Origin of the sequence: Bradyrhizobium canariense, from assembly GCF_019402665.1 — a bacterium.
GTDB lineage: Bacteria > Pseudomonadota > Alphaproteobacteria > Rhizobiales > Xanthobacteraceae > Bradyrhizobium > Bradyrhizobium canariense.
Map to the genome: position 1 here is coordinate 68,564 of NZ_VSST01000020.1, position 19,157 is coordinate 87,720.

Genomic DNA, 19,157 nt, shown 5'->3' on the forward strand with positions numbered 1-19,157 from the left:
TGCAGTTGCAATGTTCTTAGTGACAGCCAAGTGAAGTCAACGATTGCGAACGTAATGTCAATCGGCGCCGAACTCGGCCCGTTGAAGTAACGGCGGCAATTCCTTGCCGCAGCTGACCTAATCTGCGTTGAGGTGGGGTCCCGATCGGCGCCGATCGTGACCCCACCCCAACTTGGCTTTTTTAATTTTGTTCAGACGGATACTGCCGGTACTTCAAGCGACGTGACCCCGGCGCCGATTCACATCAATACGGATGAGCGTGTCGCCGGAATCCTGGTTCAGCTGCCTCTCCCGGCTCACATCAACGCGCAACGAATTCTCGAGGCGATCGAGCCTGCGAAGGACGTCGATGGATTCCATCCGAGCAATGTCGGGCGCCTCGCGACTGGCGTCCCAAGCCTCATCCCCTGCACCCCGCTTGGCTGCATGCTCATGCTGCGATCGGTGCGCCCGGATCTCGCCGGTCTCGATGCGGTGGTGATCGGACGATCGAACATTGTCGGCAAGCCGATGGCGCAGCTGCTCATGAGGGCGAGTTGCACGGTCACGGTTGCTCACTCGCGGACAAAGAACCTGCCCGACGTTTGCCGGCGGGCGGACATTGTCGTGGCTGCGGTTGGTCGGCCGCGGTTTGTGCGCGGCGATTGGATAAAGCCTGGCGCACTGATCGTCGATGTCGGCATCAATCGCATCACCACCGACGAGGGCAAGAGCAAGCTCGTCGGCGACGTCGCTTTCGACGAAGCCAGCAAAGTGGCAGGAGCCATCACGCCGGTGCCGGGCGGCGTCGGCCCGATGACCATCGCATGCCTCCTGCGCAACACGGTGGAGGCGACGGCCCGGTTACATGCGTTACCGAGACCCGCTTGGACGCTCGACGTATCCTAGCCCCCAAGCACCCCAGCGAAATCATCCAAATCGAGATCAAGACATTCGGAAGATTCGACAAGCCGGCCATCGCATCACCGGCAATCGCCAGAAGAGCGCAAGCCGTGGCGCCGGTCACGAGTTCGTCCACGTCGCAATCGACGATGCCTCGTGCCTCGCCTTCTCAGATTGTAAATCGCTTGGGGTCCCGACGCCAATTGGCGAACTAAGATATTGATCCAGCAAGCGGCGATGGGTCAACCTTGGACGCCCTGTTCACAACCGTGTTCCTCAAGCCACACCGTCGCGCTATCGCTTCGAGGCCAATGACGCGCGTTTGACTAGACTCCGCGCTGCCACACCGAACGTCAAGGAAGTGACGGTCCTGTGTCATTCCGTGGGGCGCTTCCTCACCTTCGAGACGTGGCGCGCGAGAGCGATAGCGGGCCGGATAGGGGCCAAAATCAAAAACGTCCTCTTCGTTGCGCCAGATGTCGACGCTGAAAGCTTCCGTTCGCAGTTGCACGACATGGGTTCGGGTAGGCCTCGCTTCGCACTGTTCGTGTCCCAGGACGATGCCGTATTGAAGCAATCCAAGTCGCTCCATGGAGGCGCAATCCGCCTCGGGGCATCGTTCCGGACCAAGAGCCTTATGCCACCGACTTTCGACGAGAGGGCGTCGAGCTATTCGATTTGACCCGGCTGCGCGGACGCGCTCATTCGCGAGCGCTCGACAACGTGACGTCGGTCGTGAGCATGATCCACGAACGGCTTGCCAATGAGCAGCAGATCAGCACTACCAGAGTGCCAGCGATCGTCCTAAGGCGGTAATCTGATTAACGGAGCTAGAGACCAGCTTCCGTCCTTGCGTCGCGCACTAGCTCCCCTGGTACACAGCGCGAGTCACAAAACTCGACGGCGTTTATTGGAATCCTTGTTATTCGGTGGCTCTGGCGGATTCGCTTGCCGGTCACGCGCAGAAAACCCGAGATCTCGTTCTGGCGGTAAGAGATTGACCTCGCAGCCACCTTCGGCTCGTGTCAACGTCCCTGATCCCAATCGCGAGGGACCATGCGCTCTTTGGCTCTCATATGTATGCGGTTCCTAATGGCTTGAAGAGTCTGGCTCAAGCGTTGCGCAACATCTTGTCTGATCTGGCGCGCACTGTCGATCAACCGCCAAACGGGGATGGTGAGAGACGTATCAACCGATATTTCGCGTGCGGCCTCCAATATCCGCCGTGCCGCCAGTGCAACTCGAGCAAGATTGAGCGATCCTGCCTCGCGTCGCATTTCAAGTTGGCCGGTCCGTGCGAATTCAATGCGATCCTCAGCAAAATCCACGACGTTCGCCTTCTCTGCGTAAGACGTCGCCTCGCTGAAAAGCCGCTCGCGAATTGCAATCTCCGTGGGAGCGTTGTGTGAATCAAGTTGGCGCTTCAGGACCTTAGCTTCGAGACGGTCGCGTTCGGCTATGACAAAGGCATCCATCTTATGCCGGGTAAGGCCCACATAGATCTCCCTCGCGTCAGTTGGTTTTGCTACATACAGCACGGCAGCAGCAGACGTGCGACCCTGGACAGAATACGCAGTACCTGCATAGGCCAGTGAAACGCGAGGCGGCAGAGGCGAACGTTCGCCGCGATCGCGAGTCAACAATGCCCATGGCGTCTCGATCAAACGGCCGTCCTCGAGCCGAACAGCCAATTTTACTTCAGTGTCATCGCGTTCTATGCGTTCGATCGTGCCACGAGACCCATTGCGGATGCCAAATTGTGCCAGATTTTCACTGAATCTAATCAGGTCGCCCTGGGCGAGTTCAATCGAGCCAATTTTCTTGTCGCGACCAACCGCAAGCACAGATAGATCTTCGCCCACCAGCCGGCCTTCCGAACGCAAGACTGCGCGCGCTGCTCTATTAAGGGCTGCGGCATCCGAATTCCGGCGTGTAATGATCAGGACGTCGTCCCCATGCACGTCGCGATAATTATCCCACGTCTCTATAACGCGGGCCTGCGCCTTGGCTTCGCCCGACACCAGTTCTAGCCTTTCATGCCGCGCGTAAGCCCGCAGACCCGCGTTGGAATCGCCTCTTGCCATCACCATTGAGGCCGCGCGCTGCCACTCAAGCGTTTGTCGACGCACTTGCGATAGAACCGCACCGCGCGCGATCACGTCGGAGATCGCTTTTAGCGCACTCCCTCCCGGCACTGCTTGGAGCTGGCGGCGATCCCCGAGACATACAACCTTTGCGTGCGTTTCATGCGCCACCTTTAAGATCGTTTCGAGATCCCGCACACCGGCCAAGCCGGTCTCATCGACAACAATGAGGGTATTGGTATCGATTGCGGAGCCGATTCCACGCTCATGATCGTATCGCCATTTGGCGATAGCGCGGGCTTCAATACCGCAAGATTTAGAAAGTTCGTCGGCAGCAACCCAGGTGGGTGCTAATCCCAGAATTTTGAGGCCGGAGCGCTGGGCCGCTTCGACTAGCGCCTGGGTCATCACTGTTTTACCGGTGCCGGCGGGCGCCTCGCAGATAGATACGCCATCACGATTGGCGGCGAACCTAATGGCATCTGCCTGTTCCCTGGACAGGTAAGGCGCATTGACGAGCGCTGTCGCAATTGCGTCGGGTTGAAACCAATCCTGCTCGTTCAGGCGATCCGCCGATCGTAATAGGCTGGCTTCGGCGGCGGCGATCGCTGGTGTCGTCCAGCACTCTGTCCTCTCCTTGCCCGCGAGCGACTGCAGAATTCCGTGCTCCTCATACGACCGCAACTCCGACCAAACCTTATCTATGCCGACTGTGCCGATGCCGGCCTCGATGAGTGCTCCGTGCAACAGCTCCTTGCGGGCAATCACGCTTTGGTGCCGAAAGAGCTTCGATGCGGCAAGTGCAACCGGACCGGTCCCTTCAATTTCTGGAGGATCAAGGTCGGGTTCGACGGCCGCATCGACCTCTCGACCAGGCACGAAGTCGCGCACCGCCTTCCATGGATCGGTGGCGGTTTGCGCGAGTTCATCTTCCCAGCGAGCCTCTAGGATCTCACCAACCGGGACTTCATCTTTTGACCCACGCGTTGCGAGCGCTGCCAGTTCCTTTTGCGCGCCGGTCGCGTCACGTCCGACAAGCTCCTCTATCTGACGCGATCGCTTCGAAAACGTTTCGATCACACCTTGTGGGATGCCGGCAATTTCGAATTGATAGCGCCCAGCTTCGCGCAGCGAAAATCCGATAGCTGCCAAGCGGTGGGCCAACGAGGCTCTGAACGCCGCGCCGAGGACGAGCTGGTACTCAAACAGTTTTTCGGGCTCAAAGGTGCGGAATTTTTCACCGGATCGAGCTACGTTCATCAAAACGGCGTGCGTGTGGATGTTGGGGTCACCCTCACGCGAGGTGTAGTGATCGAAGCGACCTACGATAACGTCGGCGGCGGGCTCGCGGAGATATCCGCCAGCACCCAACCGGACTTCAACGAGGCGTTCGTCCACCAAGAATTTGAGAGCATCCTCAACCGCAGCCCGGTGCAGCGCGTGCAGTGTTGCACGCTGCCGCTCGTCTGCCGCCATCCACAAAATGGATAGCGATTTCGGGGCAGAAAACGTGATGTCCCATCCGGCTCGATGCTTCGGTCCTGCACCGCGGACGAGTCGCTCCCCGGTACGCGGATCAATCCCCGCGCAAAGATCTCGAAAGCTCTCCTTGTCAATCGCAGCACCGTGCCGAACGATCGTTTCGCCCGTTGTCCACCAAACGCCACCACCGTCCCGAATGTAGTACTCGTCCCGGCTCCTCGGGCGCGCCTCGCGATTGGGATCGTTGACGTAGTACAAACCGGCGTCGCGGCCGGCGCCCAACGTATGGAGCGAGGCGGTCATACCTTCGGAGGCGAATACCGGCAGATGCTGGACACCTCGACGCCGCCGCCAGCGGAAGCCTCACCGACAAGGCTCGCCAGGTCCAAGAGCCCCTGATCGACCGAGTCCAGGCGATCAAGGAGCGCGACATACCGAAGAGCGATATCCAGGTGCTGCTCAACGCACTGCGCAATCAGTTCGGCCGGCGCGATTTTCGCGACGCGAGCGGCCTGTTCGAGCCGCTCGGAAAGCTTCGGCTCGATCTGCACCCTGTAGGTCTGCATGCGCTCTCCCAGCAATTCGCAATGATGGCAACTTGACCGCCGCCTTGGGCCGTCGCATGAGATGAGCCGTGCATCAACCCTCGATTCGCTGCCCGGTCCCAATGTGGTTAGTGGATGGCAACTTTAGTGCGTGTGGTGTGCAAATAAGAATAAATGGTACTTTGCTAGTCAAGGTGATGGTAACCGCTAGTACCGCTAGTCCTCGCTAGTGCGGCATGGTCGGCCTATGGTCCGGCCCCGATGCCTTTGGATCACAAAAAACTTCGCCAAGATGCGCAGCGCCTACAGGACGCGCGAACCGCATCGCCTCTCGGCCAGGAAACCACTGGTGCGACCAAGGTGATCAGGGAAGCCCTTCCCGCTATCCGCCAGCTTCGTGAAGATGGGGTGTCTTGGCCGGCGATAGCTGAAGCGCTCGCCGCACAAGGCGTCGTGCAAGGCAAAGACCGCATCCCGCTGACGGCCAAACGTCTGACGGCTCTCATCAGCCAAATTGAGGCCCGCGGGCGTAGGAAAGCCGCCAAGAAGGCCAATCGCGACAGAGGCGACACAGCTATGCGCCCAGCTGAGCCCTTCAAGCGCCTGACCCTTTCGCCCGACCTCGCAAGTTCTGCAGAGGCCTCCAATGTCCCGCTGCCGTCGACCGAGGACGACCTTAGGCGGGCCGCTTTCGAAAAACTTCAAACCGTATTGAAAAAGGAATGAATGAATGCCGCGGATTTTGTTGATCACCCAGGAGAAAGGTGGCGTTGGCAAGACGGTTTTTGCGCGAGCTCTTGCCGAGGCCGTCGAGGGCACCCCTGTGTTCGAGATTGATGCGAGCCGCCGCATGCATGAGCTTGGCGACCGCGTCAGCTTTTTCAAGATGAGAGCCACCCGAGAGGAAATCGAAAAGTCAGGCGGCAAGGCATCCAGAGCAGAGTTCGATGCCGTCATTGACGCGATCGCACAGACGAAGATGTCAACCATCGTTGACGTCGGCGCGAATACCTCGATGACATTCCTCACGATGTTGTCCGAAATCGCACCCACCCTATCGGATGAAGGTCTTGAGTTCGGCGCCTGCGTTGTCGTGACCAACGACCCGGGTGCGCTCGCAGAGGCCCCTAAGCTGCTGTCGTTGGCAAAACCCTGGACTAAGGCGAGGTTTCTGGTCGAGAACCGCCTACACGGCGCTGTCGATGCAGCATGGCTCAAGAAATCTGGCGATAGCGCCAAAGTTACGTCGTTTGACCATCAGTCCATGGAAGACGGCGCTGACGAGTACCTCCAGGCCGGCGGTCTCCTCATGATCGGTAAACTTGACCCGGCCAAATTGCGCGAGAAACACGGCATCGCATCGGCCGTACGAATCCGCAAGGACCTCGAGCGGTTTCGTCTCGAAGCCATGCAGGCTGTACGTCCGGCAGCAGAGTGGCTGGTCGGATGAATAAGCGCCTACGCCAGCGCTACCAGACGGCGAACGAGCGCGCGGAGGCGGCTGAGGCGGAAGTTCAGCGTGCCAGTGAAAGCCGCTTGGCTGAACTAATGGAGTTGCCGCCAGCACGCCGGTTGAACGCAATTGATGACCCGCTGCTGACGCGCGACGATCGACTGAAGCTACGAAACTCGATTGAGGCGAAGCTCAAGAATCGAAGTTCGCGCCGATCGATCAAATTGCCCAGCACATGGTCTCTTCGGAGAATGCGGGGACTACTCAGACATGCGCCAGCACTTGCGATCGCAATCGTCTTCATTTTTCCCGCAGGAGCGCTGACGTACACGGCTTGGAAAAACACCTACGAAGTCGTAGCGCTATCACGGCCGTTCGCGCCACTCTGGACACTTCCCAACGGAACACAGGAGCGAAAGGAGATGCCTGCCGGTGGCAACCTCGCCATCAAGCGTCTGACGGGCACATCCGCTATCGCGCGCCGTTGGATCGAGGGAGCAGGTTACGCGACCTATGAGACGACTGTACAGTGAAATTGGATGGCAACGATTAATTCCGCCCTATCGGCGCGACGGCATCAACGAGCCCGCCGAAGCGAGCATCGTTGTAAGCGAGCGTTCGGCGTAATTGGATCGGATCAGCCGTATGGGCCCTGCTGGTCAGGAACATCACTTGCCATTGCTGCAAGAATTTTGGCAGGTCGCTCTGCGGCACCAGACGAACCGCTTCGGCGGTCTGGGTTTCGCTAATCTGCCCAGTTTTGGGGTCCCGCGCTTTCGTGACTTTCACCCCTGTGTAGGTACCAATAGCTCTCGACCAATGTTCCGCTTCGTCAGGTTGGGCTGCTGGCAAGTTGAACAGGTTGACCACCTCCGCCGTACCAATAAAGGTCTCTGCGCCGGCGGGGCCGTAGGTTTCGATAAGTTGGTGCCGGGACTGCCAAAAGGTCCACAGTGAGATTCCATAGCCTGGCAATTCGCCCGCTCCCTTGAGAATCGCATCGAACCGGCCGAGCACGAAAGCCTCGTCAATGAAAACGATGATGCGTTCCGTGGGTTTCTCCTGACGGACTGTAGCGAAAAGATCGGCGAGCAGCCAACGGACATACGGCGCCAACGTCTCCTTCCGTTCATCGGCCGGTAGCACGATGAACAGGTCAACCTCTCCGCTTCTCAGGTCGGCCAGTTCGAACGTGTGGTTCTGAACCGCGGCCTGCATACGCTCATCACGCAACCACTGCGTTGCCAGCTCCGCCGTCGAAACGATACTTGCGCGGCTTTTCTCATCCATGGTCAGAATATTGCGCGCCGCCACGGAAATCTGATCCGTTCGATTTTCAAGCGCGGAGAGGAAGGCTGGTTGGTCCAGGAGCAGCTGTGCGGCGCCGACGGGGTCGGCCCGGTTGTTGCGGATGGTCGCGACGATCGAGGCCACGATAAGGTCGACGGCGCGCTCCTGGAAGTAGGAACTGTCCCTCACGTTGGGGTCGCCTGGCGGCAATAGGGCGCGTGCCATGCTCTGCAGATAGAGCACATCGTTCGGGTCTGTGCGGGACAAAGGATTCCATCGATCCGTGCCGTCCGCCAGACCTAGAGGATCGATGCAACGGACCGTCTTGCCGATCCCTGCTCGACGACGCCGCGTCGCGCGAAAAGCATCGCCTTTAGGATCAATAACAACGGCCGGACCGGCCCACGCACCGGCTTCCGGAAATACCAAGTTAGGAATGATGAACCCGTTTGTTTTACCGGTACGCGGCGGCGCAATTGTAAGCAGGTTACCTTCGACCCGGATGCGAATGGGCCGACCAGTATCGGGATCAATTCCCATCTCGAGACCGCGATCCAAACGAGCACGATCACCCTTCGAAGCCCATTGCGCGCTGCCGTACATGTTCGTGGGATCACGTAGCGGGACAACCTTGCCGCCGAGGATGATCAAGGAGCTCAGGAAAAGCGTGGCCATCCCAAGCGTCATGGCTTCGAAGGAGCCACCACCGACGAACGCAGCGGCTTGCCCGGAATACATCTCCCGGTACGTTCCGAATATGAGAGTGGCATTGGTGTAATGGACACCTGGCTCGGTCGACAGCTCGCGGAGCCATACGAAAGGCGTCAAAGGCACATTACCAGGCCAAGCCGCTGGATTCCAGCCATGTTGAACGATAAATGCGGCGGGATACCCGAACGCGAGCACTGCTAAGACCAGGACGATGGTGACACAAACGCGACCGAAACGAGAATGACTGTGCATGGGCTGGGTGATACCCGGTCAGGCGTTAACAATTGCTGGTCACATCTCTGCAAACGTATCTCGGCGTTACCGGCGCCTCTTCGGCTAACGGCCTTCGTAGCAGATCCTGGCAGCGACCAAACAGAATACGACGGTTCAAATTTGTCGCCTGGATTTAACCGGGCATTTGCGCATGCCAGGATAGGAAGTGCCCCCGACAAATCATTTCGTTGCTTTCGCGACGAATGGACGGAAGTCGCATTTAGCTAAGAGCGAAATTGGATGCCCATGATTCTATACCACCGTACGACCGTGGACTTTGGCTGCAGCATTGTCGCAACCGAGTTTAGGGTGAGCCGACACATGATTGCGCAAGATCAATGCGCCAATTTCACCGAGACAGAAAACGCTGCATTGCCTGAGGAGGTCGGCTGCTTATTGAGATTCGCTTGGCACGGTCCGATCGCAGAAGCCTTGCCGATCGAAGTCAAAAACAGGGAAGCGGGGGTGCTCTACCGAGACGGGTGGCGATCGGTAATCGTTCCCGAGGTGGAGCGCGGCCTAGAGTACCTGGACGCGACCCTCTTGTCAGGTCACGAGTACGAGCGCACGAACCTACAGCGCCTGTTACGCAAGGATCCCAGCCAACTCGCAAAAACCACGTTAGAGAAGTACAAAGGACGACACGTGCCCGTGCACTGGGATACTTGAATTAGCAATGGTTGGCGGGCGTCTGAGCAAGACCTCGGACCTCGCCGCATGCAAATTACTGAGCGTTTCCCTTCACCAGATCGCATTTGGCGGGGGCGATGCTCCGGTTGCCCATCACCCGGCACCGCTCTTGGCCACCAGCCAATCGGTTGCCTTCTGAGCCAAGGCGGCCGCGCTAAAAATCGCCCGCTTGTCCGATTTGAGTACAGTCAACCAGGTCGCAAGATAGGCGGCATGATCGGGTCTCGGTTCGGGAGCGATGCCGAGATCCGCACAGAGGAATGCCGCTCCGAGTTCGGCGACAAGTTCCTCGCGTGCATAGGCGTTGTCGCCAAAGCTCTTACCAATATCTCGATTGCACCGCCCGGGCGAGGATGTGTAGTGGATCAGTTCATGGAGCAAGGTCGCATAGTAAGCTTCTCCAGCGCTTGATGTGGGCGTGTCGACGAATTGTCTATAGAGCGGCATTTCGATGATGTCGCGCGACGGAATGAAGCAAGCACGATTGCCTTTGTGCACGATGGTAGCGCCGGTCGCGGCGATGAACTTATCCGCGCGGTCGATCCGCGTGGACGGAGCCTCTGCGCTCAGTGACGAATTCGCGGACAATGGCAGCTGCAGGCCATCGACCTGATCGGCGTTGAACACGGTGTAAGCTCGTAACAGAGGTATGCGTTCGATTGTCACTTCGCCGGCCGCAGGGTCGTCGTCGTTGCTACGTTCGATGGTCTTGGCGTACACAATCGTGGTGCCGCACTCGCCTTTGCGGACATGGCCGCCCAAAGATTGAGCTTGGCGATAGGTCATCCAAGTCGACGACGCGTAGCCGCGGCCGGCAGCCTCGGACCAGAGAATGAGAACATTGATGCCGCGGTAGGGCGTGCCGTCATGGCGAAGCGGACGGATTGCCGATTTTTTGGAGGACGTCGTCCAAGGCTTGATCCAGCTGCGCGTACCCTGCTCCAGGTCGCGGATGATAGCGTCAGTGACGCGTTGATAAATGTCGGGGCGTGTGGGGTTGTTCTTAGTGAAGGATCCGATGATTGCCATGGTCAGTTTTTCGTTTGCCTCCGAGCCCGCTTGATTGCGTCTCGATGACGGTCCTGACGACGACAGGCGATCGACACGCACCTTTATGCCGAAGCAGCGCGGAGGGCCGCTGAGAGCCGACTATTTTGACTTCCGCGGGGAAGCCGCAGCACAGCGAGGCGGGGAAAATAGTTAGGCGGCGCGGTTGCGTGGATACGATCGGGGCCTTGGCCCGGACCTTTCGGCGATACCGGTCATTATCTGAGACGTATCGCTGCGGGCACGGCCTCGCAGACGGGCGCGGGCCGGCGATCAGCGCCTTCGCAGATAACAACAACAAGAGCCAACGGCGGAGGGTACATGCTTCCCGGTAGGCCCAGAGCGGCCGCCTCCAAGAGATCCGGCCGGAGACGAGACGGCGCCCTCCCCTTATCCATAGGTGGCGCGTAAGAACTGGCTATCGGCACATGCGCCGGCAGAAAGTCAACGACCGCATCAGTGAACGAAGGATACGGCTGGCCGACATTTTCCTGAATACGGCCGCCAAGTTCTTGATCGATGCCAGCAACGCTTGTTCCGCATTCCACGACTGACCGTGCGCAACGTGAAGTCAGAACCTATTCAGTGCGATGAAATCTGCCAAGGCCAAGAACGTCGCGAGCGCCGCCGATCGGCTCCGGTGAGGTGTGGATGTGGACCGCGATCGATGCCGATTCCAAGCTGATCCTGACCTGGCTGGCTGGTGATCGTGACGCGAGCGCCGCCAGTGCGCTCATGGAAGATTTGAAGCTTCGCATCGCCAACCGCGGCCAGCTCACCACGGACGGTCACCGGGCTATTTGAATGCTACTAGTTCGACCCGCGGCGCCGACGGCATCGATTGCGGCTTGTCGGTGAAGACCACGGCAGCGACTCCCAGGCTCAGGAGCACTACAGCCGCGCTAAGCTAATTGGCATCGATAAGGATTTGATCCTTGGCTCGCTCGACATGGCGCACATTTCCGCGTCCTACGTGGAGCGCCAGAAGCTCGCCATGCGCAAAAGAAGGTCGAAAACCACTAGCACGCGCTCTCGCTCTGTTTCGTCTGGTACAATTTCACCAAGCAGCACAAGACGCTGCGCATGACGCCAGCAATGGCTGCCGACTTCGTTTCATCCCCGATGGTTATGAGCGATGTGGTAGCATTGATCGACGCTCGCGAATCGGCCCGGCGAAGCGCGGCCCTTATAAGAAAAGCGCGGCGGCCTAAGCCATGTTGAACATATCACGAAGCCGTAACGCCGCCTCCTCAGAGAAGACCTGAGCGATTATTTCGACGCCTCCGAAATCCTCGGATCCGCGCCGCTCGTACAGAAAGTATCCGCTTGGGTCTGGCACCTCTACCCCAGCCATCGCGATCTTCCGGTTGGTCAGAGGCGCAACACAAAGTGTGCGGTCGTTATCAAGGCCCACACTGAAATAAAAGTTTGCCATGACACTCACCTAGGAGCTTGATTTATGCCTGTTCAGAAGACTCACCGAATGGTTAACCAACCGAAAATTTCGGCCCGTTACCTTTCAGATTTTATGGCAGCCTCGGAGCGCACACGTCGCACGATCTTGAGAGGATGCAAATATCAGCCGATTGCCCGTCTCGTTCAGCACGATGAGGCCAAATCAACGATATCCAAGTTCCTTCGCGACGGAGAGGGCGACACCGCAATACTCACTGAAAAAGCAAGCGGTCTGCGAAACCGCATGGCCGATAGCGAGTTCGATCGAGACTTGCTTGATCATAATGCTGATTATATTGACCGTTTTGCGGAGGTCTTCCCGAATTTGGACTTGCCGAATGTCGAGTTTCACCCGCCGGGCAAGTCCCATCCTATCGAGCTGAACGGCGTCAAAGTCACCACCGAAATACAATTTCGGCTCCGTCGCTTGACCAAGACCAACAAAATCAGAGTGGGCGGCGCGGCATTCCGTTATGCCAAAGGGAAATCCCTTTCGTCCGAAGTCGCGAACTGGCAATCGGCCTTTATGCTGGGCTACCTGCACCACACAGCAACCGAGCCGGAGGCAGAACCCGAAGGCCAACTTTGCCTCACCATAGATGCCTCTGGCGGGATCTGCCATCGCGCCCCAACAGATGCCGTGAGCCGGTTTAACAATATGGATGCCGCCTGCGCGACCATTGCAGAGTGGTGGCCGAATATCGCTCCTCCTGATGGAGCGGTCTTCTGATCGTCAAATTTCAAACTGAGGGACGACCGAAAGTCGAAACCCTTTGAAGACTGAACGACAGCCGGCACGTTGTTTCGGCGCGTGGCCGGCCGCACGCACTCCCGCCATGCGTCCGGCTGGAAAAGCTCCACCGTTATATCCTGGTCTCGACACGTGCCAAAGCTTACCGCTCCCCATTTGAGGGCCGCTTGATGTGATGTCCGCGCTCCCGCGGCCGGCTCGGCAGGATCGTACTTCGACCCTCAGCAGAGGCGCAGCGAGCGCACGCCAAGAGCCGCCCTCACGCATCCCTTTGATATTACACGCGATTCTTTGATATCGCGACGAGTGCAATTTCCTACGCGCATTTTCGTGATTCTTCTGGACTCTAAAAGTCCTGTAATTTAGAGACAATAACATCTCTAAATTTGGCGCAATCACTGCACGAGGAAACCCAAAATGCTGGAAAAAACATCGCCCTCAAAGGAAGCCCCCGCGGTGAACGCGAAGCGACAAAAGTTCGTTGAACTGGCCGAAAGCCGCACCGTTAACGCGATCAAGGCGATCCGAGTGATCGGCAAATTGGGCAACAAAAACGCCTATCAATTTGACGAGTCTGATGTCACCAAAATTATCCGCGCCTTGAGCAAGGAAGTCGATGCCTTGAAGGCCCGGATGTCCACAACCGGCGGAAAAGAGTCGGTGGAGTTCAAATTGTGAGCTACGGTTCTCACTAATGGGGGGTTGTAGCATATGACGAACGGCCAGATTCGGGACCTTTGCCTCGCACTTCTTCACGCCGAGACCGAGGACGAAGCGATCACGGTGTTGAAGAACGCGGAGTATTGGGACAAGCCCGAGCTCTGGCGGAATTACGGGGACCTGGAGAATAACTGGGGCACCGGCGGCAACCAGCAAAGCCTCGCCGAGGCGGCGCTTGCCGAGAAAATCGTCAACTCCGTTGATGCGCGTCTCATCAACGAATGCTGGATGCGCGGCATAGATCCCAAGAGCAAGGATGCCCCGCAGAGCATTCCTGCCGCTGTCGCGGCCTTCTTTGAGGAGCCCGGCAAGAAGCAGACCAGCGGCCTCATCGAGAACTGGACCGACGAGCGCATTCGCAATGTGGCGCAGGGCATCACCCTCACGGCGACAGGAACGCGCCCCACGCTGAACCTCACGATCGCCGACGTTGGCGAAGGCCAAAGCCCTCGCCGCCTGCCGAGCACCATTTTGTCGCTCAGCCGGTCGAACAAGATGTACGTCAAGTTCGTCCAGGGGCAGTTCAATCAAGGCGGCGCTGGTGCGCTTCGCTTCTGCGGGCAACGGAACCTTCAGCTAGTCATCAGTCGCCGCAACCCGGCGCTGATCGGACCAGACCCGGAGGACGTCGACAAGCAGTGGGGGTTCACCATCGTGCGCCGCGAGCGTGCGTCGGAAGCTACCGACGGCCGTAAGAACTCGATCTTCACCTACCTGGCGCCGGTCGGCGTGGGAACGGCGCACGAGCCCCGCAATGGCGATGTTCTGGCGTTCTCGGCTGCTACGATGCCGATCTTCCCGAACGACGACGAGCCTTTCGGCCGCGAGGCCCCCTTCGGTACGGCCATCAAGCTCTACGAGTACCAGTACATCGGCGAGCGCTCGAACATCATCTTCGGCAAGCGGGTCATTCTGCGCCGTCTCGAGCTTTTGCTCCCCGAGGTTGCGCTCCCCGTCCGGCTGCACGAGTTCCGCAAGAACGCTGCCGGCAAGGTGCTGCCCAAGGGCAGCCGGGAGACCACGCTGGTCGGCTTGCGCCGTCGCCTGATCGATAACGAGAACGTTGAGACCGGCTTCCCGATCACCCTCAACTTCTCTCCTCGGGGCGAGAAGCTGATCGCGGACGTGTTCGTGTTCAAGCCGGAAGGCACGGAGCGCGACGACGAGGAAGAAGAGGGCAAGGACCGCAAGAAGCTTGGCGGCATCAAGTCATACCGCAAGCGTGAGGGCGTCGTGTTCGTCCGTAACGGACAGACGCAGGGCAGCTTGCCGCGCGACTATTTCAAGCGCGACACGTTGAAGCTGAAGCCGCTCGCCGAGGACATGCTGGTCTTCGTTGACTGCGACCAGATGAGCCCGGACGTTCGCGAGGATCTCTTCATGCCTTCACGCGATCGGCTCGCCGACATCGCGTTCAAGGCTGACTTGATCGATTCGCTCGATCAGGCGCTGAAGACTGACGAAGCGCTGAAGCAACTCCGCAATAAGCGGCAGCAGGAGCGCGTGTCCGAGCAATTGAAGGACGATCGCCCGCTCAACGACGTGCTGCAAAATCTAATCAAGAGCTCGCCCAACCTCACCCAGCTCTTGCAGCTCGGTCAGCGCATCTCTGCTCCGTTCAATACTGTGATGGTGTCCAGCCACCCCGAGGAGCCGTTCAAGGGCGAGATCTACCCGACGTTCTTCAAAATTAAGAACGTGGAATACGGCAAGCTGTTCAAGCGCATCGCGCCGATCAATCACCGCATGAAGTTCACGTTCGAGACCGACGCGCGCGACGACTACTTCCAGCGTCGTATCGAACGCGGCAATTTCTCTCTGGTGTACGTGGACAAGAAGGGCGACCAGCAGGACTGCTCATACGTCGGGCCGAACCTGAAGAGCGGCATCGCGACGGTGACGGCGAACCTGCCGGACGATGCCGAGATCGGCGATGTAATTAAGCTCATCGCTCGCACCGACGACCCGCACAGCACGTTCGAGAACGTCATTGAGGCGACCGTTAAGCCCGCGACCGAGACGCAATCAGGCGGTGGCGGCACGCGAAAGCCTCCGCAGAAGACCCCCGGCAACGACCGCGAGGCACCGCGGCAGCTCTCGACACCGGCCATCAAGCGCGTCTTTCGCGAGGAGTGGGAGGGGCAGAACCCTCCCTTCACCGAATGGACCGCAATGCGTGTTGACATTGCTGGCTACGAAAACGACGAGAACGAAAGCGAAATCTACGAGTTCAAGATCAACATGGACAACACGCCGCTCTTGAACGAGATCAAGCAGCGCAAGCTGGAGGACATGACGGCGCGGAATCAATTCTTGTACGCGAACGTCTTGGTCGGGTTGTCGATGCTGCTTCAGGACCGGCAGACGCCTAAGCCGAAGGATGCGGAAGGAACGCCGTCAATCGAATCCCGCATCGAAGAGACTACGCGCGCTTTGGCGCCGTTTATGCTCGCGCTGACTGGCCTCGGGCAGCAGGATTTGTCGGAAGGGGATGACCTCGATGGACTTGAAGCTGCGACGGGCTGACCGTCGCCTTCCGATGGAATAGCACGAGCTCTTGCGAACCAGGGGTTTCGCCACGCTGCATGCTGTACCAGCGGCGACCCGGTACGCTGCGCCAAAGCCTACCGTCGGCTTCCTCTTTTAGGACCGGCAGCATCATTTCCGTGAGGCCGCACGCTTCCATCGCTTCTAGATAGCGGGGAAGCTGTTTTCGAGCGTCAGAGAACGCGATCATCTGTACGACAACGGTATCTTTGTTTGCGATCGCTGCCACGGACGACATCGAGGCCTTGATGTTCGCAAAGTAGTTGTCGAGGCGCGGGTTCTTCCGATCCCCCATCGTGTAGTAGCTCGCGCCGGAACCGTCGAGCTTGTTAGCGATCATGAATGGCAGTGGTGTTTCCTTGCGCCCATCCACCTGCCAACGGTGGTATAGGACATGGACCCCGGGATATGGGGGTGACGTAACCACGAGCCGCGGCGCGCGCATGCCGCGAACATCGTCATCATGCTCAATGCCGGCGGTGCTCCGCCGAAGGACCGTCACGCCATGACGCCCGTTTGCTTTCACGGCTGCCCGCAGCTCGCGAGCGCCCTGCAGCATGTCTTTCGATGTTTCTGTAAGGACCCGGCGGAAGTCTTCGATAGTCGCCTGCTTGCTCCTACCGTCTAGCGCCCATTGCGCCGACCGCAACACGACGCATCGGCCGAATGACACTAGCCGCGGCGTACCCAGCTTCATCGCGCTCGCGATCGATTGCTCAATCGCTTTGCGCATGCGCCAGCGATCCGGATGATCCAGGTGCTTGTAATAGCCGAGTTCTTCATAGTCGGTCAGCGCTATCGAAGGCCGGTGGATGTCCACTGCGTTCGCCACGCGGTCGGACCACCATTCGAGCCGGTCAAGCTCGGCTTCCGAATAGATCCTGCACTTCACGGTCGAAACAAATTCCGCGAGTGTGCTGATATCGACGCCCATGCCTTCGCGCCCTGCGGCGAGCGCTTCGACGAGCGTCGTACCACCACCGACATGAGGATCGAGCACGAGATCGCCTGGACTCGTGAATGCCTGAATGGCTGCGCGGGCGAAAACGGGTGAGAAGCGAGCGGGGTATTTATAGAAGCCGTGGGTCAGGCCACGGACCGGCGCTGAAGAGCGCGCGGCCGCGATCAATGCGTCCTGCGCATCGTCCGGCAACTGCACGAGGCGATTGTTCCGCGATATATACATCGGTAACCATGAACACCAGACATGGTTAATGCCATCCTAACCGAACCCGTTGAACGGGTCGGAGTCGCAAGGGAAACACCTCGGTAGCGCTTTAGATTCCAGCCCCTGGATCTCATCCGTCACGGCTTGCCGACATGGCTGAGGGACAAATCTTGGTGTGATTGCTGGCTTCTGCCCGCGGATCGTCAAAAAGACCTCGCATTTGCATATGGTTGTTCACCGCCCTTGTTTTGGACGCCCCACAATCCGTTGCTTGGATGCCATCATTTCGAAATCGAGGCCCTCGAACATCGACCAATCGATTTCCTTCGGCAGATCGAAATGAGCCAACTCTTGGCACTGCTTACGACGCAGGGCAGACTGCTGGCCATAGTTGCCATGAACATCGTTTGCCTCATGGCCCATCTGCAGTCGTGTGGCTTCGTCATCGACTTCTTCCTCGATGAACATGTCCTTAGCGCCGTGCCGAAGGGAGTGCGCCACCTCAACGTTCATGCCGATGGCGCCGGCTTTCTTGAGAAGCCGGTTGACGCGCTTCGATGCTACGTCGCCGGGATCGGATGTGGACGCGAGTAGGCGGAAGATAAAGTCATCGCCCTGCTCGGCCGCCCAATCGACAAAACCGATGCGGCGGAAAAAGTCATGCAACACGAAAAAGCGCAGACTCGCCTCCGTCTTGAACCCGATCCGCTTGTACATACCTTTCTCTTTGTCGTAGACGATGCCGTTTACGCGCACGATGTCTACGCCGTGTTTACGGTCAAAATCGCTGCCTCGGATAAACGGAAGGATTCCTATCCGACGCGAAGAGAGAAGGCACAGGGGCCCCAACATCGCGTCGTCCAAATAGCCGCTGTCGACCCCCAGTCTGAAGACTTTGTCGACTTTTTCGTAGTCGAGGGCCTCGCGCTTTACTGAAGGTTTGGCGTTGTCCGGCCATCGCACCCTATAGCCTTCGAATGGGTTGCGAAGCCGATGCAATCCTACCGCACCGTTGATGATCGCTCGAACCGTCTGCACATATCCGTCTTGGATGGTTTTCAGCGCGAGCGGCTCGTAGCAGCTTTCCGCTTTATTCTTTGCGATCGCCGCAAGGATCCCCATCTGTCGCAGCTCTTCCGTATTTTCGCCCTCACGCGAAAGCTCAAGCGGGACATACTGAAGCTCGTTGACGAAATTCTGAAGATCAATTGGCAGGTAGCAATCGATCGGTCGATCTCCGACAAGCGCTTTGAATGTGGCCGCACGCATCCGGCCAGTGCTGATGGCGCTGTCGGATGCTCCCCCAGCCTTTCGAAGCTCGAAATATTGGTCTTCCAGTTCGCTAAACTTTGGCGCGGACGATGTTTCGACGTTTGGCGGAACGTGCGCCCGCGACTGTTCCGGCTTCGTCGGCCTGAAGTCGCGCGACCTTGCAGACCGGCTTGTCGACGTGGCCGAGCTCTGTTCCAGAAATGCAAGTTGACGATCGGCTACTTCGGTGAGCTTGCCGAGCACGTCTGAAAGCGGCTCACCGCCAGGTGCGATTCCAACGCCAGCGCGCCAACGATTCCAGACGTCTTGGCGCAACAGGCCGGCGCGGGCCACGACCGTCGGATTTCCCGCTTCACCTTTGCCGACCTCCTTTTCGATCAACACCGCATCTTGGATCGCGGCGATATCGCGCAGGGCGTCAGGCGAAAAATCCGGCCACGGAGGGGGCTTGGCGATCTTGGCCGCTGCGGTTTCGAGGAACGCGAGCATGTTCGTGAGGAATTCCTCAGGGCTATCGCCCCTCGGAAACCCGACGTCGCTGCTCGAAATCTCGGTCTCGGTGTGAGTATTCACCCCACCTCTCCATTGGCTGAAACCGGTTTGCGCCAGCGCGCCCAGCCAAGACGCCCGCCGCTGCGCCTCGCGATGCGGAAGCACCCCAAGTCGCACCCGAATAGGAGCGCATGACGGCAGGCCGGCTGCAAGGTTTGAGGGGGGGCGGATCTGGAAGAAATAGGTGGAAAGCCGACGCACCAAATAGGTCGGCGCCCGCCCCGGCCCTCTGGGC

At 58.7% G+C, this 19,157-nt stretch carries 16 protein-coding genes and 2 pseudogenes; 11 read left to right on the plus strand and 7 right to left on the minus strand.

From position 1 onward, the window contains the following. Positions 1-243: 243 nt before the first annotated feature. From FXB41_RS11050 to FXB41_RS41925, 3 genes and pseudogenes are all read left to right on the plus strand, one after another. Positions 244-888 (plus strand): annotated as a pseudogene (locus tag FXB41_RS11050) (bifunctional 5,10-methylenetetrahydrofolate dehydrogenase/5,10-methenyltetrahydrofolate cyclohydrolase); the annotation flags it as partial. A gap of 5 nt (positions 889-893) precedes the next feature. Further along, positions 894-1,054, plus strand: a pseudogene (locus FXB41_RS40600) (IS481 family transposase); the annotation flags it as partial. A gap of 210 nt (positions 1,055-1,264) precedes the next feature. Then, positions 1,265-1,564 (plus strand): alpha/beta hydrolase, encoded by a 300-nt coding sequence (locus FXB41_RS41925; protein ID WP_376707496.1) that lies wholly within the window; start codon positions 1,265-1,267, stop codon positions 1,562-1,564. A 343-nt stretch (positions 1,565-1,907) separates the two neighbouring features. Here FXB41_RS41925 and mobF read toward each other — a convergent pair whose 3' ends face one another. Both mobF and FXB41_RS11065 read right to left on the minus strand, forming a co-directional pair. Then, a complete protein-coding gene (gene mobF / locus FXB41_RS11060) occupies positions 1,908-4,751 on the minus strand; it encodes a MobF family relaxase (protein WP_283843420.1) in 2,844 nt (947 codons plus the stop codon). After that, positions 4,748-5,014: a hypothetical protein gene (locus FXB41_RS11065; RefSeq protein WP_219681784.1), complete on the minus strand. Its 267-nt coding sequence runs from the start codon at positions 5,012-5,014 to the stop codon at positions 4,748-4,750. The genes mobF and FXB41_RS11065 overlap by 4 nt, the downstream gene beginning before the upstream one ends. A 240-nt stretch (positions 5,015-5,254) precedes the next feature. On the opposite strand from FXB41_RS11065, the gene FXB41_RS11070 reads away from it, so the two are divergent. From FXB41_RS11070 to FXB41_RS11080, 3 genes are read left to right on the plus strand one after another with little or no spacing between them, the layout of a single operon-like run. Then, positions 5,255-5,719: a hypothetical protein gene (locus FXB41_RS11070; protein WP_219681785.1), complete on the plus strand. Its 465-nt coding sequence runs from the start codon at positions 5,255-5,257 to the stop codon at positions 5,717-5,719. 4 nt (positions 5,720-5,723) lie between these two features. Further along, positions 5,724-6,443, plus strand: a complete 720-nt coding sequence (locus tag FXB41_RS11075) for a P-loop NTPase family protein (protein WP_219681786.1) — start codon at positions 5,724-5,726, stop codon at positions 6,441-6,443. Beyond that, the gene (locus FXB41_RS11080; protein WP_219681787.1) at positions 6,440-6,979 is read left to right on the plus strand and encodes a hypothetical protein; all 540 of its coding nucleotides are present in this window, start codon (positions 6,440-6,442) and stop codon (positions 6,977-6,979) included. Before FXB41_RS11075 ends, FXB41_RS11080 begins: the two co-directional genes overlap by 4 nt. A gap of 16 nt (positions 6,980-6,995) precedes the next feature. Here the strand turns inward: FXB41_RS11080 and FXB41_RS11085 are convergent, their stop codons facing one another. Next, on the minus strand, positions 6,996-8,570 hold the full coding sequence (locus FXB41_RS11085) for a type IV secretory system conjugative DNA transfer family protein (RefSeq protein ID WP_376707497.1): 1,575 nt from the start codon (positions 8,568-8,570) through the stop codon (positions 6,996-6,998). Positions 8,571-9,041: 471 nt separating this feature from the next. On the opposite strand from FXB41_RS11085, the gene FXB41_RS11090 reads away from it, so the two are divergent. Continuing rightward, the gene (locus FXB41_RS11090; RefSeq protein WP_219681789.1) at positions 9,042-9,389 is read left to right on the plus strand and encodes a hypothetical protein; all 348 of its coding nucleotides are present in this window, start codon (positions 9,042-9,044) and stop codon (positions 9,387-9,389) included. Between the two features lie 114 nt (positions 9,390-9,503). Here FXB41_RS11090 and FXB41_RS11095 read toward each other — a convergent pair whose 3' ends face one another. Beyond that, complete coding sequence (locus tag FXB41_RS11095) at positions 9,504-10,439, minus strand: ArdC family protein (RefSeq protein WP_219681790.1); 936 nt, start codon at positions 10,437-10,439, stop codon at positions 9,504-9,506. 669 nt (positions 10,440-11,108) lie between these two features. Here FXB41_RS11095 and FXB41_RS11100 point away from each other — a divergent pair. Then, a complete protein-coding gene (locus FXB41_RS11100) occupies positions 11,109-11,261 on the plus strand; it encodes a hypothetical protein (protein ID WP_219681791.1) in 153 nt (50 codons plus the stop codon). Between the two features lie 403 nt (positions 11,262-11,664). Here the strand turns inward: FXB41_RS11100 and FXB41_RS11105 are convergent, their stop codons facing one another. After that, entirely contained in the window at positions 11,665-11,892 is a 228-nt protein-coding gene (locus FXB41_RS11105) for a hypothetical protein (RefSeq protein ID WP_219681792.1), read from the minus strand. Between the two features lie 24 nt (positions 11,893-11,916). Here FXB41_RS11105 and FXB41_RS11110 point away from each other — a divergent pair, with 24 nt between their 5' ends. The 3 genes from FXB41_RS11110 (at position 11,917) to FXB41_RS11120 (ending at position 15,909) form a co-directional block, all read left to right on the plus strand. After that, positions 11,917-12,642 (plus strand): hypothetical protein, encoded by a 726-nt coding sequence (locus FXB41_RS11110; RefSeq protein ID WP_219681793.1) that lies wholly within the window; start codon positions 11,917-11,919, stop codon positions 12,640-12,642. A 438-nt stretch (positions 12,643-13,080) separates the two neighbouring features. After that, the gene (locus FXB41_RS11115; RefSeq protein ID WP_219681794.1) at positions 13,081-13,341 is read left to right on the plus strand and encodes a hypothetical protein; all 261 of its coding nucleotides are present in this window, start codon (positions 13,081-13,083) and stop codon (positions 13,339-13,341) included. A 33-nt stretch (positions 13,342-13,374) separates the two neighbouring features. After that, on the plus strand, positions 13,375-15,909 hold the full coding sequence (locus FXB41_RS11120; RefSeq protein WP_219681795.1) for a hypothetical protein: 2,535 nt from the start codon (positions 13,375-13,377) through the stop codon (positions 15,907-15,909). Here FXB41_RS11120 and FXB41_RS11125 read toward each other — a convergent pair. Further along, on the minus strand, positions 15,827-17,089 hold the full coding sequence (locus FXB41_RS11125; RefSeq protein WP_219681796.1) for a DNA methyltransferase: 1,263 nt from the start codon (positions 17,087-17,089) through the stop codon (positions 15,827-15,829). The genes FXB41_RS11120 and FXB41_RS11125 overlap by 83 nt on opposite strands. Positions 17,090-17,332: 243 nt before the next feature. Then, complete coding sequence (locus FXB41_RS11130) at positions 17,333-18,943, minus strand: site-specific integrase (RefSeq protein WP_219681797.1); 1,611 nt, start codon at positions 18,941-18,943, stop codon at positions 17,333-17,335. Positions 18,944-19,157: the final 214 nt, after the last annotated feature.

Bases quoted from the DNA above. Each gene is read 5' to 3' on its own strand.
- mobF (WP_283843420.1), bottom strand. From the start codon at position 4,751: ATGACCGCCTCGCTCCATACGTTGGGCGCCGGCCGCGACGCCGGTTTG.
- FXB41_RS11065 (WP_219681784.1), bottom strand. From the start codon at position 5,014: ATGCAGACCTACAGGGTGCAGATCGAGCCGAAGCTTTCCGAGCGGCTC.
- FXB41_RS11070 (WP_219681785.1), top strand. From the start codon at position 5,255: ATGCCTTTGGATCACAAAAAACTTCGCCAAGATGCGCAGCGCCTACAG.
- FXB41_RS11075 (WP_219681786.1), top strand. From the start codon at position 5,724: ATGCCGCGGATTTTGTTGATCACCCAGGAGAAAGGTGGCGTTGGCAAG.
- FXB41_RS11080 (WP_219681787.1), top strand. From the start codon at position 6,440: ATGAATAAGCGCCTACGCCAGCGCTACCAGACGGCGAACGAGCGCGCG.
- FXB41_RS11090 (WP_219681789.1), top strand. From the start codon at position 9,042: ATGATTGCGCAAGATCAATGCGCCAATTTCACCGAGACAGAAAACGCT.
- FXB41_RS11095 (WP_219681790.1), bottom strand. From the start codon at position 10,439: ATGGCAATCATCGGATCCTTCACTAAGAACAACCCCACACGCCCCGAC.
- FXB41_RS11100 (WP_219681791.1), top strand. From the start codon at position 11,109: ATGTGGACCGCGATCGATGCCGATTCCAAGCTGATCCTGACCTGGCTG.
- FXB41_RS11105 (WP_219681792.1), bottom strand. From the start codon at position 11,892: ATGGCAAACTTTTATTTCAGTGTGGGCCTTGATAACGACCGCACACTT.
- FXB41_RS11110 (WP_219681793.1), top strand. From the start codon at position 11,917: ATGCCTGTTCAGAAGACTCACCGAATGGTTAACCAACCGAAAATTTCG.
- FXB41_RS11115 (WP_219681794.1), top strand. From the start codon at position 13,081: ATGCTGGAAAAAACATCGCCCTCAAAGGAAGCCCCCGCGGTGAACGCG.
- FXB41_RS11120 (WP_219681795.1), top strand. From the start codon at position 13,375: ATGACGAACGGCCAGATTCGGGACCTTTGCCTCGCACTTCTTCACGCC.